At 72.4% G+C, this 14,984-nt stretch carries 12 protein-coding genes, 1 tRNA gene and 1 pseudogene; 10 read left to right on the top strand and 4 right to left on the bottom strand.

Annotated features, from left to right (window positions below):
- Together ACZ7LK_RS20415 and ACZ7LK_RS20420 are read right to left on the bottom strand one after the other, a co-directional pair.
- A pseudogene (locus ACZ7LK_RS20415) lies at positions 1-1,494 on the bottom strand (SUKH-4 family immunity protein); the annotation flags it as partial.
- Positions 1,495-1,501: 7 nt separating this feature from the next.
- Positions 1,502-2,485: an SMI1/KNR4 family protein gene (locus ACZ7LK_RS20420; protein WP_392275198.1), complete on the bottom strand. Its 984-nt coding sequence runs from the start codon at positions 2,483-2,485 to the stop codon at positions 1,502-1,504.
- Positions 2,486-2,712: 227 nt separating this feature from the next.
- Between ACZ7LK_RS20420 and ACZ7LK_RS20425 the strand changes: the two genes are divergently transcribed.
- Together ACZ7LK_RS20425 and ACZ7LK_RS20430 are read left to right on the top strand one after the other, a co-directional pair.
- Entirely contained in the window at positions 2,713-3,228 is a 516-nt protein-coding gene (locus ACZ7LK_RS20425; RefSeq protein WP_392275197.1) for a YwqJ-related putative deaminase, read from the top strand.
- Between the two features lie 10 nt (positions 3,229-3,238).
- Positions 3,239-3,727 carry an SUKH-3 domain-containing protein gene (locus ACZ7LK_RS20430; RefSeq protein WP_471142402.1) on the top strand — a complete coding sequence of 163 codons (489 nt, stop codon included), beginning with the start codon at positions 3,239-3,241 and terminating at the stop codon, positions 3,725-3,727.
- 59 nt (positions 3,728-3,786) lie between these two features.
- On the opposite strand, the gene ACZ7LK_RS20435 is transcribed toward ACZ7LK_RS20430, so the two are convergent.
- Positions 3,787-5,136 (bottom strand): sensor histidine kinase, encoded by a 1,350-nt coding sequence (locus ACZ7LK_RS20435; protein ID WP_392275195.1) that lies wholly within the window; start codon positions 5,134-5,136, stop codon positions 3,787-3,789.
- 244 nt (positions 5,137-5,380) lie between these two features.
- Here ACZ7LK_RS20435 and ACZ7LK_RS20440 point away from each other — a divergent pair.
- The 6 genes from ACZ7LK_RS20440 (at position 5,381) to ACZ7LK_RS20465 (ending at position 10,197) form a co-directional block, all read left to right on the top strand.
- Positions 5,381-5,451 (top strand) — tRNA-Gln (locus ACZ7LK_RS20440).
- A gap of 107 nt (positions 5,452-5,558) precedes the next feature.
- Positions 5,559-7,010 (top strand): bifunctional UDP-N-acetylglucosamine diphosphorylase/glucosamine-1-phosphate N-acetyltransferase GlmU, encoded by a 1,452-nt coding sequence (gene glmU / locus ACZ7LK_RS20445; RefSeq protein ID WP_392275194.1) that lies wholly within the window; start codon positions 5,559-5,561, stop codon positions 7,008-7,010.
- A 108-nt stretch (positions 7,011-7,118) separates the two neighbouring features.
- Entirely contained in the window at positions 7,119-8,096 is a 978-nt protein-coding gene (locus ACZ7LK_RS20450) for a ribose-phosphate diphosphokinase (protein ID WP_392275193.1), read from the top strand.
- Positions 8,097-8,335: 239 nt separating this feature from the next.
- Positions 8,336-8,929, top strand: a complete 594-nt coding sequence (locus ACZ7LK_RS20455; protein ID WP_392275192.1) for a 50S ribosomal protein L25/general stress protein Ctc — start codon at positions 8,336-8,338, stop codon at positions 8,927-8,929.
- Between the two features lie 96 nt (positions 8,930-9,025).
- Positions 9,026-9,628 (top strand): aminoacyl-tRNA hydrolase, encoded by a 603-nt coding sequence (gene pth / locus ACZ7LK_RS20460; RefSeq protein WP_392275191.1) that lies wholly within the window; start codon positions 9,026-9,028, stop codon positions 9,626-9,628.
- Between the two features lie 98 nt (positions 9,629-9,726).
- Entirely contained in the window at positions 9,727-10,197 is a 471-nt protein-coding gene (locus tag ACZ7LK_RS20465) for a hypothetical protein (RefSeq protein ID WP_392275190.1), read from the top strand.
- 91 nt (positions 10,198-10,288) lie between these two features.
- Here the strand turns inward: ACZ7LK_RS20465 and ppc are convergent, their stop codons facing one another.
- On the bottom strand, positions 10,289-13,018 hold the full coding sequence (gene ppc, locus ACZ7LK_RS20470) for a phosphoenolpyruvate carboxylase (protein ID WP_471142408.1): 2,730 nt from the start codon (positions 13,016-13,018) through the stop codon (positions 10,289-10,291).
- A gap of 211 nt (positions 13,019-13,229) precedes the next feature.
- Here ppc and ACZ7LK_RS20475 point away from each other — a divergent pair, with 211 nt between their 5' ends.
- Together ACZ7LK_RS20475 and ACZ7LK_RS20480 are read left to right on the top strand one after the other, a co-directional pair.
- Positions 13,230-14,216: an acyl-CoA desaturase gene (locus ACZ7LK_RS20475; protein WP_392275188.1), complete on the top strand. Its 987-nt coding sequence runs from the start codon at positions 13,230-13,232 to the stop codon at positions 14,214-14,216.
- A complete protein-coding gene (locus tag ACZ7LK_RS20480) occupies positions 14,216-14,887 on the top strand; it encodes a TetR family transcriptional regulator (protein WP_392275315.1) in 672 nt (223 codons plus the stop codon). Before ACZ7LK_RS20475 ends, ACZ7LK_RS20480 begins: the two co-directional genes overlap by 1 nt.
- Positions 14,888-14,984: the final 97 nt, after the last annotated feature.

The raw sequence follows: 14,984 nt of genomic DNA on the forward strand, positions 1-14,984 counted from the left end.
GGGCCCACCCGGACCCGGGTGCGCCAGCATCGTCGCCGCGTGGTGCACCCCACCACCCGGAGGCGGCGTCGACCCCGGAGGCGCGGGCGGCGCCGGAGGCGGAGGCGTGCCGGGACCGCCGTGCGTGCCGGGAGCACCCGGAGCACCGGGCGGACCGGGCGGCGCCGGCGTACCGGGCCCACCCGGACCCGGGTGCGCCAGCATCGTCGCCGCGTGGTGCACCCCACCACCCGGAGGCGGCGTCGACCCCGGAGGCGCGGGCGGCGCCGGGGGCGGAGGCGTACCGGGACCGGCGGGCGGCGGTGTGGCGTCGGGCGGGAGCTGCGAGACCAGTTGCGTCGGTACGTAGCCGCCGGCCGGTGCCCCGGGCGCGCCCGGGCCCGAGACGGGCGGCCGCGCTCCCGGGGTCCCCGGCGCGCCGGGCGGCGGCGGGGTCGTCGGGCCGGTCCCGCGCGAGGGCCTGGCGCCGCGCGGCGGGAGGCCGGCCTTGCCGGTGGCGGCGTCCGCGATGGCCCCGCCCGGGGAGCCCGGAAGGTCCAGGGAAGGCACGATGGCGGTACGCGGCAACTGGCTGCCGCCCGACATCAGTGCCGTCGGCGCGTCCGCGCCCACCGCGGGCGGCGGCGTGTCGTCGTCGTCCGAGCCGGACAGCGGCGGCGCGAACACGGTCGCGGGCAGCGGTACGGAGGCGTCGTCGCCCTCGGCGCCGGGGGCGTTGACGTCGCTCCACGGCGCGGAGGCGGGCACCCCCTCGGGCGCGGTCGGCTCGTGGTCCCCGGGCGGGGCCGGCCAGGCGGTGCTCCCCCCGTGGGAGCCCCCGGCGGACGGCCCGGGGTGCCCGGACGGCGCCGGGTCGGCGGCCGGAGCGGCCACCGCGCCGGAAGGCGCCTCGTCCGTGGGCGCCGCGTCGACCGGAGCCGGAGCCAGATCCGGAGCCGAAGCCGGAACCGGGGCGGACGGCGGAACCGGAGCCGGGGCGGACGGCGGAACCGGTGCCGGGTCCGGCGTCCCGGACGACACCGCGGCCCCCTGCTCCCCGCCCGTACGACCGGCACCGGCATCAGCACCGGCACCGGCACCCGTGCCGGAATCCGCACCCTCCTGGCGCCGGTCCGGAATGCCCATCCGGTCCGCCGCGTCCTGCAACCACTCCGGCGGCGTCAGCAGGAACGAGGTCTGGTTCAGATCAATGCGCTCCGGCGGCGCCGCCGCCGGAGCGGCAGGCGCACCCGCGGGCGCCCCGTACTCCTCCTCGTACCGGCGGATCACCTCACCCACCGGCAGGGCGGGCCACAGCGTGGCCTCCCCGCTGTCCCGGGCGATCACCAGCCGCTGACGGCCGCCGTCCGACGTCGGACCGTTCTCCCGGTCCTCCGCCCACACCACGAACCCCAGCTCGAACTCCCGTACCCGCACCTCACGGTGCTGGTACGCGGGCACGTCGCCGTTGATCCACTCTTCCGCCCGCTCCTGCGCCTGCGCGAAGGTCACCATCGAACGCTCACTCCCCCACCGGAACGGCCCGCGCGAAGCCGCCGTCCACCATCAGGTTCGCCACCGTCTCCAGCTCCGGCGGACCGCCCGCCAGCCGCTGGAGGAACTCGTCGAAATCCGCCCCGCACGGCAGCAGCAACCGCTCCACCCGCTCCTGCACCGTCAGACCGTCCTGGTCCCGCGCGTCGTCGTAGGCGCAGAACCACACCGACCCCACGTCACCACCGCCCCGCACCTTCACCGCCAGCAGACCGCCCTGGACGAAGGCCACGCCCAGGTAGTCCTTCGTCAGGTGATCGCGCAGACACTTGTTGACGTACACCAGGTCGTTGACCGCGGCCTCGTCCCGCACCGTGAAGAACGGCTGGTCCACCAGCAGCCCCAGCTCCGCGTCCAGCGCCGCGCCCACCGGGGCGCACCCGCCGGCCGCCTTCAGGAAGGACCGGTACGCACCGGGGAGCCGGTACCCCAGGTCCTCCTCCACGCCCTGCAACTGCGCCTCGGACACCGACAGCGCGCCCTTCGGCAGCCCGAAGTGTGCCGGACGGGTCTCCTGCAACGGCCGCGTACCGCGCTTGCCGTGGTCCACGGCGGCCGTCGCCAGCCCCCCGTGGTGCCGCAGCAGCGCCTTCACCTCCACCGGCACCAGCTCCATGCGCCGCGTCCCGGCCACGTGGTGCCAGGTCCAGCCGTGCGGCGTCGCCACCGCCGGAACGGTGTCCCACAGTTCGTGCCCCGCCGCGGACAGCGCGGCGTTCGCGGACACGTAGTCCGTCAGCCGCAACTCGTCCACGCCGAAACCCTCCGGCGGCTCGGCGATCTCCGCCGCCGCCCGCGCGTACGGCGAGAAGTCCGGGCGGCCGTTCTCGTCCACCCGCACCCCACCGGGATGCCGGGCGGCCCGGACCGGGTCCGGGAAGTGCACGACCTGCCCGGCGTAGGCCGCGTTCGGTGGCGCGGCACTGTGCTGCCCGAGCCGACCTGTCGTCATGGCGGATGCCCCCTGCTGCTGCTGGCTGGTCCGCACAGCCTATGCGGTGCCCCGGGAGGGGGAACCCGCCCACCATGACGGTGACCACCCGTCACACTCAGGTGACCCACAGGCGACCGCACGACACACCGATCACACGTTTCAGCGCCCCCGCTTCCCCATCAGCTCACCCATTTGGCAGGCTGGTCCCCGCAACTCGGGGGATTGCAGAGGGGACGACACAGACCATGCAGGCAGCGCGACCAGGCACGACGCCCGCCAGCGGCGACCCACGCCTCAGCTGGAGCAGCACCGGCCCCGATCTCACCCCGATACTCCGGCACCGCCGCGACGGCATCCTCCCCACCGTCGGGGCAGCACTCTCCGTACGCGGCGAGACCCTCACCTGCACCGCCGGCCGGGGCGACCGGCCGCCCGTCCTGCACCCCCTCGTACAGGACTTCCTCGACACCCTCACCAGCGGCCAGCGCGAACGCTTCACCGGCCGCTGCCCCGAGGCGATCCTGCTGTCCCGCCACCTCACCGCCACCGAGAGCGGCCGCTCCAAGCGCGCCCAGCGCAAGCCCCTCAGCCAGGGCGAGGCGCGCCGCTCCCTCAAGCACGCCAAGATCACCGCCCGCCGCATCCGCGAGGACGGCGACCCCCTCCACGGCAGCTACGCCGCCCCCTGCCGCTCCTGCACCGCGCTCCTGGCCCACTTCGGCGTACGTCCCGTCGACCCCACCACCGCCCAGAACGGCTGACCGCACGCACATGCCCGACCTGAACACCACCCGCTTCCCCGTCGCCGTCGACGCCGCCCTCAGGGAAGCGGGCTGGCAGCCCGGCCGCTGGGACATCAAGCAGGCCGAACACTGGGCCGACACCCTGCGCGGCTACGTCTCCCCCGCCGGCCACCGCCACAGCGTCTTCCCGGCGGCCGTCGAGGCCTGGGCCGAGTTCGGCGGCCTCCGCATCACCGCACCCGGACCCGGCCGCCAGATCGCCCCCGTGCCCGTCCACCTCGACCCGCTCGCCGGACTCCACCACGCCCGCAGCCTCGCCGACCTCGGCCGCGCCCTCGACACCGACATGGCCCCCCTCGGCGAAGAGGCCGACAACCGGGCCGTGCTCGCCATCGACGCCGAGGGCCGCGTCTACAGCCTCGACCACGCCGGCGACTGGTACCTCGGCCCCGGCATCGACCAGGCACTCGCCACCCTCGTCACCGGCGCCCAGCCCGCCCGCCTCACCTCCACCTGAGCCGGCCCCCGGCACCGGACGCCGCCCCGGGCACCGGACGCCTGGCGCCGCCCCGGCCCTCAGGAGCCCGGGACCGGCAGCACCGCGGACACCTTGAACCCGCCCTCGTCCGTCGGCCCCGACACGAACACCCCGCCCAGCGCCGTCACCCGCTCCCGCATCCCCACCAGGCCGTTGCCGCCGCTCGGCAGTCCCGCGTCCGCCGTACGCCCGTCCGACGGACCGTTCTCCACCTGCATCGCCACCTCGCCCTCGCGGTGCGCCAGCCGCACCACCACCTTCGCCCCCGGCGCGTGCTTGTGGACGTTCGTCAGCGCCTCCTGCACCACCCGGTACGCCGTGCGCTCCACCGCCGCGCCGCACGGCCGCACCTCCCCCGTCACCCGCAGCTCCACCGCCGTCCCGGCCTGCCGCGACTGCTCCACCAGCTCCTCCACCGCGTCCAGGCACGGCCCCTCGTCCACGGCCACCGCCCCCGCGGCGTCCGCCCCAGCGGTGTCCGGCCCTCCGACGGCCGCGGCCGCCGCGGCACGCCCCACCGCCGCCGGCGACACCGCCGGCTCCCGCACCGGAGCCACCTCGTCCCCCGCCCGCAGCACCCCGAGCATCTGCCGCAGCTCCGTCAGCGCCTGCCGGCCCATGTCCCCGACCAGCGCCGCGTTCTTCACCGCCTTCTGCGGATCCTTCAGCGCCACCGCCTGCAACGCCGCCGCGTGCACCACCATCAGGCTCACCCGGTGCGCCACCACGTCGTGCATCTCGCGCGCGATCCGCGTGCGCTCCTCGGTGCGCGCCATCCGCGCCCGCTGCTCGGCCCGGTCCGCCAGCAGCGACAACTCCTGCTCCAGGCTGTCCGCCCGCTCCCGCAGGCTCTCCAGCAACCGCCGCCGCGCCCCGATGTACAACCCGAACAGCACGGGCGGCGCGTTCACCCCCAGCGCCAGCACGACCGCCGTCAGCGGCACGTACCACGGCCCCGGATCGAAGTCCGCCGACGCGATGTCCTGCCGCAGCCGCACGAACGTCACGATCAGCACCGCCGCCAGGGACATGCCCGCCAGCACCGCGATGATCCGCCGCGGCACCTCGGACGCCGCCAGCGTGTACAGGCCGACGACCCCCATCAGGAAGCCCATCTCGGCCGGGGTGATCGCGATCGACACCAGCACCACCGCGACCGGCCACCGCCGCCGCACCACCAGCACCGACCCGGCGAGCAGCCCGAACAGCACCCCCACGGGCACCGGCAGCCCCGCGTCGTCCGCGAACCCGACCCCCTCCGCCGCGCACTCCAGCGCCGACACGGCCCCGAGCGTCACGTCCAGCACGGCACTGCGCCGCCGCCCCCACCACCACCGGCCCCGGGCGGTCGCACCCGCGGCGTCCTGGTCTGCCCCCGTTGTGGTCATGTCCATCAGCCTACGGGCGCCCGCGACCCCTTTTCCGGCCAGCCCGCCGGCCCCGTCCGGGCCGATCCACCCCCGGAACGCACGCGAATCCCTCGAAGAACACGGGGGTGACGTACCGCGGATGCCCGGCGGTCGACGTGCTGAAGAGCGCCGGGTCGTACCGTCGCATCGAGGGGGCCGGGTACGGCATAGTAGGGGCTGCCCTCACAGCCGGTCGAAGAAATCGGACATAAAGGGCTATCTATCCCGGGTCGTCTAATGGCAGGACAAATGGTTTTGGTCCATTGAATGAGGGTTCGATTCCTTCCCCGGGAGCCCCGGTTCGGGTCCTGACCTCCACGGTCGGGACCCGCCCTCATTTCCGCCGTGAAACCCCCCGGTATCCTTCGGGTGTCCACCACCCGAAGCCGAAGGGCATTCCCGTGAGCGCCAACCGCCCGGCAGCCGTCGTCGTCCTCGCAGCGGGTGAGGGCACCCGCATGAAGTCGAAGACCCCCAAGGTCCTGCACCAGATCTGCGGGCGCTCGCTCGTGGGGCACGTGGTCTCGGCCGCGCGTGAGCTCGACCCCCAGCACCTGTGCGTCGTCGTCGGGCACGCCCGGGAGCAGGTGACGGCGCACCTCGACGAGTTCTACGCCGGTACGCGCACCGCCGTGCAGCACGAGCAGAACGGCACCGGCCACGCCGTGCGCATGGCCCTGGAGGAGCTGGGCGCCGGGGCGCTGGACGGGACCGTGGTGGTGGTGTGCGGGGACACCCCGCTGCTGTCGGGCGAGACGCTGACCGCGCTGGCCGCGACGCACGCCGCCGACGGCAACGCGGTGACCGTGCTGACGGCCGAGGTGCCGGACGCGACGGGGTACGGGCGGATCGTCCGGGACCCGGAGACGGACGCGGTGACCGCGATCGTGGAGCACAAGGACGCGACGGACGCGCAGCGGGCGATCCGTGAGATCAACTCCGGGGTGTTCGCCTTCGACGGCACGCTGCTGGCGGACGCGCTGGGGAAGGTCCGGACGGACAACAGCCAGGGCGAGGAGTACCTCACGGACGTGCTGGGGATCCTGCGCGAGGCGGGTCACCGGGTGGGCGCGTCGGTGGCGGGCGACCACCGGGAGATCCTGGGGATCAACAACCGGGTGCAGCTCGCGGAGGCCCGCCGGCTGCTGAACGGCCGCCTGCTGGAGCGGGCCATGATGGCCGGGGTGACGGTGGTGGACCCGGCGTCGGTGTTCCTGGACGTGACGGTGACGTTCGAGCGGGACGTGGTGGTGCACCCGAACACCGAGCTGACGGGTGCGACGCACCTCGCGGAGGACGCCGAGGTGGGTCCGAACAGCCGGCTGAAGGACACGCGGGTCGGCCGGGGCGCCCGGGTGGACAACACGGTGGCGGACCGGGCGGACGTCGGCGAGGGGGCGACGGTGGGTCCGTACGCGTACCTGCGCCCCGGGACGCTGCTGGGGCCGAAGTCGAAGGCCGGTACGTACGTCGAGATGAAGAACGCCCGGGTGGGCGAGGGGTCGAAGGTCCCGCACCTGTCGTACGTGGGCGACGCGACGATCGGCGAGTACTCGAACATCGGTGCCGCCAGCGTGTTCGTGAACTACGACGGCGAGAGCAAGCACCACACGACGATCGGTTCGCACTGCCGTACCGGCTCGGACAACATGTTTGTGGCTCCTGTCACGGTCGGGGACGGCGCGTACACCGCCGCCGGGTCGGTGATCACCAAGGACGTGCCGCCCGGTTCGCTCGCGGTCGCCCGTGGACAGCAGCGGAATATCGAGGGTTGGGTCGCCCGGAAGCGGCCCGGCAGCGCGGCCGCGCAGGCGGCCACGACGGCCTCCGAGCAGGCCGTCGGCGAGGACTGACCGGAAACAGGTGCGTCGAACTCGGCGTACCGTGATACGTGCACACAAATTCGGCTGGTTCGCGCGAAAGTGGTCGCGGCCAGGGAACACGTCTGAGGAGACAGTGCTGTGACCGGGATCAAGACGACCGGCGAGAAGAAGCTGATGCTCTTCTCCGGCCGCGCCCACCCCGAGCTGGCCGAGGAGGTCGCGCACCGGCTGGGTGTCGGCCTCGTGCCGACGAAGGCGTTCGACTTCGCCAACGGTGAGATCTACGTCCGGTTCCAGGAGTCGGCCCGTGGCGCGGACTGCTTCCTGATGCAGAGCCACACGGCTCCGATCAACAAGTGGATCATGGAGCAGCTGATCATGATCGATGCTCTGAAGCGGGCCTCGGCCCGGAGCATCACCGTGATCATCCCGTCGTACGGCTACGCGCGGCAGGACAAGAAGCACCGCGGCCGTGAGCCGATCTCGGCCCGTCTGGTGGCGGACCTGCTGAAGTGCGCGGGTGCGGACCGGATCCTGACGGTGGACCTGCACACGGACCAGATCCAGGGCTTCTTCGACGGCCCGGTGGACCACCTGTCGGCGCTGCCGGTGCTGGCGGACTACGTGGGCGCCAAGGTGGACCGTTCGAAGCTGACGGTGGTGTCCCCGGACGCGGGCCGTGTGCGGGTGGCGGACCGCTGGTGCGACCGGCTGGACGCGCCGCTGGCGATCGTCCACAAGCGCCGCGACAAGGACGTCGCCAACCAGGTGACCGTGCACGAGGTGGTCGGCGAGGTCGAGGGCCGGGTGTGCGTCCTGGTCGACGACATGATCGACACCGGTGGCACGATCTGCGCGGCCGCCGAGGCGCTGTTCGCGCACGGCGCCGAGGACGTGATCGTCACGGCGACGCACGGCATCCTGTCGGGTCCGGCGGCCGACCGCCTGAAGAACTCGAAGGTGAGCGAGTTCGTCCTGACGAACACGCTGCCGACGCCGGGCGAACTGGAGCTCGACAAGATCACGGTGCTGTCGATCGCGCCGACGATCGCCCGCGCGGTGCGTGAGGTGTTCGAGGACGGTTCGGTGACGAGCCTCTTCGAGGAGCAGGGCTGATCCACCGCGTGATCGGAAGGCCGCCCCGGCCGTGCGTCGGGGCGGCCTTCCGCTTTCCGTTAGACTGGTGCGGTTGCTCGGCGAGGGAGGCCGCATCCGATCAGGTGCGGCGGTCCGTTATCGACGCGCTCTTCGTAGCAGGCCAAGTCCAGTCGTGGCCGGGTGACCTCCCCCAAGCTCCTTCGGAGCAGGGGGCGCCCCCAGACCGTTGATCCGCCTGTCACTTACGAGGAGTGCATATGTCCGAGGTGAAGCTCACCGCTCAGACCCGTAGCGAGTTCGGCAAGGGTGCCGCCCGCCGCATCCGTCGCGCGAACCAGGTTCCGGGTGTTCTCTACGGCCACGGTTCCGACCCGATCCACCTGACGCTGCCGGGCCACGAGCTGCTGCTGGCGCTGCGTACGCCGAACGTCCTGATCTCCCTGGACATCGACGGCAAGACCAACGAGCTGGCCATCCCGAAGTCCGTGCAGCGTGACCCGCTGAAGGGCTTCCTGGAGCACGTCGACCTCCAGCTCGTGCAGCGTGGCGAGACCGTCACGGTCGAGATCCCGGTCCAGACCGAGGGCGAGCTGGCCGCCGGTGGCAACCTGCTGGAGCACGTGCTGAACGCGCTTCCGGTCGAGGCCGAGGCCACCCACATCCCCGAGTCCGTCACGGTCTCCGTCGAGGGCCTGGAGGCCGGTGCCTCCGTCCTGGCGAAGGACATCGAGCTGCCCAAGGGCGTCTCCCTGGCCGTGGACGCCGACGCCGTCGTGCTCCAGGTCCTGGCCGCGCAGGCCGAGGAGCCGGCCGGCGAGGCCGCCGAGGGCGAAGAGGCCGCCGAGGCCTGAGCCGTCCTGGGCTCTGCTTGACGGGGTGGCGGGCTGCGGCCCGCCACCCCGTTTCCCTGTTCTGTGTACCTGTACGCACACGAGGAGACTGACGACATGACGACGGCGACGGAGGCCGGTGCTCCCTGGCTGATCGTGGGCCTGGGGAACCCGGGGCCGGAGTACGCCGCGAACCGGCACAACGTCGGGTTCATGGTGGCCGACCTCCTCGCGGAGCGGATCGGCGGGAAGTTCAAGCGGGCGGGCAAGGCGCAGGCGCAGGTGGTGGAGGGCCGTATCGGTCCGCCGGGGCCGGCCGGCCGGCGGGTGGTCCTGGCGAAGCCGATGTCGTACATGAACCTGTCGGGCGGTCCGGTGACGGCGCTGCGGGACTTCTACAAGGTGCCGACGGCGCATGTGGTGGCGGTGCACGACGAGCTGGACATCGACTACGGGACGATGCGGCTGAAGCTGGGCGGCGGGGACAACGGGCACAACGGTCTGAAGTCGATGACGAAGGCGATGGGGGCGGACTACCACCGGCTGCGGTTCGGCATCGGGCGTCCGCCGGGGCGGATGCAGGTCGCCGACTTCGTACTGAAGGACTTCTCGTCGGCGGAGCGCAAGGAGCTGGACTACCTGGTGGACCGGGCGGCCGACGCGGTGGAGTGCCTGGTGACGGAGGGCCTGGAGCGGGCGCAGTCCGCGTACAACTCCTGACCGGCTCCTCACCGAGTCCGCTCCGACTCCTCTCCGACTCCTGACCGTCCCGGACCGGAATTGACCGGGTGCGGTCGTGTGCCAGAGGATCGCGCCCCATGAGCAAGAAGCGGACGTCAGCCCTCCCGTATGCCCGTGGTGCCGCGATGGCCCTGGTGGCGCTGTTGCTGGTGGTGGCGGGGACGTGGGCGTCATGGGGCACGGCCCAGCACGTGCTGCTGTCGAAGGGCCGTGAGCACGGCACGCTGACCGTCACCGGCTGTTCGGCGGACCTGTGCACGGGGCGGTTCGTCCCGGAGGGACCGGCGGGGACGACGCGTACGGACCTGACGATCGAGCACTCGGTGGCGGTGCGCAAGGGTGGCCGGTACGCGGTGGTGAGGAAGCCGGATACGACGGAGCTGGTGCGTACGGGCTGGTCCGGCGGGTTGCACGCGTGGTTGCCGCTGGGCGGGGCGCTGCTGCTGGCGGCGCTGGTGATCGGTGGCGGGATGCGGCTGACGCGGCTGGCCTGGGTGTCGGCGTCGCTGGGCGGGGCGCTGCTGGTGGGGACGTTCTTCGCGTTGTGAGCGGCCGTACGCGTTGTGAGCGGCCGTACGCGTGACGAAGGGGGCGCCCGGTGAGAACCGGGCGCCCCCTTCGTGCGGTGCGCGGTGGGTGTCAGCCGGTGTTGCGGAGGCCGGCGGCGACGCCGTTGACGGTGAGGAGCAGGGCCCGCGAGAGCAGCGGGTCGGGGTCCTCGCCGCGCTCGACGGCGGCGCGCTGGCGGGCGAGCAGGGCGACCTGGAGGTAGGAGATCGGGTCCAGGTAGGCGTCGCGGATGGCGAAGGTCTGCTGGAGGACCGGGTTGGAGTCGAGCAGTTCCTTGCCGCCGGTGACGCGCAGGACCTCGCTGACGGTCAGCGCGTGCTCGGCCTCGATGTCGTCGAAGACGTGGCGGAGGTTCTCGGGCACGAGGGTCTCGACGTAGTGGCGGGCGATCCGCAGGTCCGTCTTGGCGAGGGTCATCTCGACGTTGGACAGGAAGTTGCGGAAGAAGTGCCACTGCTCGTACATCTCGTCGAGCACGGCGTCGAGGCCGGCCTCGCGCAGCGCCTTGAGGCCGGAGCCCACCCCGTACCAGCCGGGGACGATCTGGCGGGACTGCGTCCAGCCGAAGACCCACGGGATGGCGCGCAGTCCGTCGAGCGAGACGCCCGAGCCGGGGCGGCGGGAGGGCCGCGAGCCCAGGTGCAGGTCGGCGAGCTGGTCGACGGGGGTGGAGGCCAGGAAGTACGTGGGCAGGTCGGGGTCCTCGACGAGCCTCCGGTAGGCCGTGTGGGCGGCGTCGGAGACGACGTCCATGGCCGCGTCCCAGCGGGCGAGTGCCTCGTCGGACTGGCGGGGCGCGGTGTGCAGGGCGGACGCCTGGAGGGTGGCGGCGACCGTCAGTTCCAGGTTCTCGCGGGCCAGCGACGGGATGAGGTACTTGTCGGAGATGACCTCGCCCTGCTCGGTGACCTTGATCTCGCCCTCCAGGGTGCCCCAGGGCTGGGCGAGGATCGCGTCGTGCGAGGGGCCGCCGCCGCGGCCGACGGTGCCGCCGCGGCCGTGGAAGAGGCGCAGGCGGACGCCGTAGCGGTGGGCGACGTCACGGAGCCGGCGCTGGGCGCGGTGGATCTCCCACTGGCTGGTGGTGATGCCGCCGAACTTGGAGGAGTCCGAGTAGCCGAGCATGACCTCCTGGACGTCGCCCCGGAGGGAGACCAGGCGCCGGTAGGAGGGGTCGGCGAGCATGGCGTCGAGGATGACGTCGGCGGCCTTGAGCTCGTCGGTGGTCTCCAGCAGCGGCACGATGCCGATCTTGGCCCAGCCGGCGTGGAGGTCGATGAGGCCGGCCTCGCGGGCGAGGACGGCGGCGGCGAAGACGTCGTCGGCGCCCTGGCACATCGAGATGATGTAGGACTCGATGACCTCGGGGCCGAAGCGCTCGAAGGCTTCCTTGACCGTGTGGAAGACGCCGAGGGTCTTGGTGCCGGCGGCGTCCAGCGGTGCGGGCGTGGGGGCCAGCGGGCGGCGGGAGCGGAGTTCCTTGGCGAGCAGCCGCTGCCGGTAGTCGCGGGGCATGTCCGCGTACCGCCAGGACTCCTCGCCGAGGCGGTCGAAGAGCTGGCCGAGGGCGTGGTGGTGGGCGTCGGCGTGTTCGCGGACGTCCATGGTGGCGAGCTGGAGGCCGAAGGCGGCGAGGGTGCGGATGGTGCGGTCCATCCGTCCGTCGGCGAAGAGGCCCCCGCGGTGCTCGCGCAGGGAGGTCTGGATCAGGGTGAGGTCGACGATCAGCTCGGCGGTGCCGAGGTAGTCGCGGCCTTCCTGGTGCGGGGTGCCGTTGGCGAGGCGTTCGCGGGTGTTGACCAGCTTCTGGCGGATGCAGGTCGCCTTGAGCCGGTAGGGCTCCTCGGCGTTGAGCCGCTTGTAGCGGGGGCTGATCTCGGGGAGCCGGTCCAGGTCCTGCTGGAGGGAGTCGAGGAGCTCCTGGGTGGCGCCGGCGTAACGGATCGAGTTGGAGAGCTGGCTGCGCAGGTGGTCGATCAGCTCGATCGCGTCGGTGATGCCGTGCTCGTGCTGGAGGATCAGCACGTCCCAGGTGACGGCGGGGGTGACGTTGGGGTTGCCGTCGCGGTCGCCGCCGATCCAGGTGCCGAAGGTCAGCGGGCGGGTGCCGGCGGGCAGCTCGACGCCGACGCGCTCCAGTTCGGCGGCCAGGTCCTCCAGGACGTCGCCGACGGCGTTCGCGTGGAGCTCGTCGAGGTAGTAGATCGCGTTGCGGGCCTCGTCGGTCGGCTCGGGGCGGACGACGCGGAGCTCGTCGGTCTGCCAGATGAGGTCGATGGACTCGGCCAGGCGCAGGTCGTGGCGGCGCCGGTCGGAGGCGATGACGGGGGTTTCCAGCAGCTCGGCGACGCGGCGGAGCTTGTTGAGCACGGAGCGTCGCGCGGCTTCGGTGGGGTGGGCGGTGAAGACGGGACGCACGTTGAGGTGCTTGACCGTCTCGCGTACGTGCTCGGGGTCGCCGTCCTTGAGCATGTCGGCGGTGCGGGCGAGGAGGCCGCCCTCGGCGGCGCGCTTCTCGCGCAGTTCGCGGCCGCGGTGGACCTGCTCGGTGACGTTGGCGAGGTGGAAGTAGGTGGAGAAGGCGCGCACCAGGCGGGCGGCGGTCTCCAGGTCGGTGTCGCCGAGCAGCTCGGCGGCGGCTTCGCCGTTCTCGCGGGTGAGGTGGCGGACCTTCTCGACGAGGTCGAGGAGCTCGGGTCCTTCCTGCCGGACGAGGGTCTCGCCGAGCAGGTCGCCCAGTCGGCGGATGTCGGCGCGCAGCTCGGCGCTGGCGGAGGGGGTCTGGTCGGCACTGCTCACAGGTGCGGCTCCTTGCAGTGTTTGAGCACGTCTGGAGGGGTACTGGAGGCTGCGGACCGCGCTGTCCGACGACACCCAGGATAGGTGTCCCTCCGGCGGCGTCGTTCGCAGGCCTCTTGCCGCGTGCCGAACCGCTGCCATACTTACGTCGCCGTAGGTTACGGAACCGTAGCCACTGCTTCCGTCGCATCCCTCACCCCCAGGGGACCCTATGACCACAAGCCCCGACGTGCTCGATACCTCGGACTCGTCCGCTTCCCCCTCTCCGGATCTGCCGCCCGCCACCCTCGGCGGGGACAGCAAGCGTTCGATCGAGCAGATCGCCCTGCTGCTGTTCATCACGGTTCCCTTCGTGGCCCTGCTGGCGGCGGTGCCGCTGGCGTGGGGCTGGGGGGTGAGCTGGCTGGACCTGGGGCTGCTGGTGGCGATGTACTTCATCGGCTGCCACGGCATCACGATCGGTTTCCACCGGTACTTCACGCACGGTTCGTTCAAGGCGAAGCGGCCGCTGCGGATCGCCCTCGCCGTCATGGGGTCGCTGGCGGTGGAGGGGCCGCTGGTGCGCTGGGTGGCGGACCACCGCAAGCACCACAAGTTCTCGGACGCGGAGGGCGACCCGCATTCGCCGTGGCGGTTCGGTGAGACGGTGCCGGCCCTGATGAAGGGCCTGTGGTGGGCGCACATCGCGTGGATGTTCGACGAGGAGCGGACGCCGCAGGCGAAGTACGCGCCCGATCTGATCAAGGACCCGGCGATCCGGGCGATCTCGCGCTGGTTCATCGGCTGGACGGTGCTGTCGCTGGCGATCCCGCCGGTCGTCGGCGGTCTGGTGACGATGTCGTGGTGGGGCGCCTTCACGGCGTTCTTCTGGGGCTCGCTGGTGCGGGTGGCGCTGCTGCACCATGTGACGTGGTCGATCAACTCGATCTGTCACGCGGTGGGCAAGCGCCCGTTCAAGTCGCGGGACCGCAGTGGGAACGTGTGGTGGCTGGCGGTGCTGTCGTGCGGTGAGTCGTGGCACAACCTGCACCACGCCGACCCGACGTCGGCCCGGCACGGAGTGATGCGGGGGCAGATCGACTCCAGTGCCCGGCTGATCCGCTGGTTCGAGAAGCTGGGCTGGGCGTACGACGTGCGCTGGCCGAGTGCCGAGCGCATCGAAGCCCGACGCCAGGACCGCGCCGCGAACGCGGCATGATGGACGGTGTGGCGATCGACGGCAGTGGCAGTGGCAGTGACAAACCCAGGCGGGGACGCCGGGTCCGGATGACGGGCGCCGAGCGCCGGCAGCAGCTGCTCGACATCGGCCGCACGCTCTTCGCCGAGAAGGGCTTCGAGGGCACGTCGGTGGAGGAGATCGCGGCGAAGGCCGGGGTCTCCAAGCCGGTGGTGTACGAGCACTTCGGCGGCAAGGAGGGCCTGTACGCGGTCGTCGTGGACCGGGAGATGCGCCAGCTCCTGGACATGGTGACGGGTGCGCTGACGGCCGGGCATCCGCGGGAGCTGCTGGAACAGGCGGCGTTCGCGCTGCTGGACTACATCGAGACGTACACGGACGGTTTCCGGATCCTGGTGCGGGACTCCCCGGTGGCGCAGTCGACGGGCACGTTCGCGTCGCTGATCTCGGACATCGCCACGCAGGTGGAGGACATCCTGGGGCTGGAGTTCAAGGCCCGGGGTTTCGATCCGAAGCTGGCGCCGCTGTACGCGCAGGCGCTGGTGGGGATGGTGGCGCTGACCGGCCAGTGGTGGCTGGACGCCCGCCGGCCGAAGAAGGCGGAGGTCGCCGCGCATCTGGTGAACCTGGCCTGGCACGGTCTGGACGGTCTGGAGCCGAAGCCGCGGCTGATAGGTCACCGCAAGAGCTGACGTGATGCGCCGCCCGGGACGCCGGCGCGGCTACGGCCCCCGTCGGGGCGCCGCGGTGGGTTGCCGCGGCGGACCGGCGGGGGCCGGTCTGCGTCCG

It is taken from the genome of Streptomyces sp. NPDC039423 (assembly GCF_055598725.1).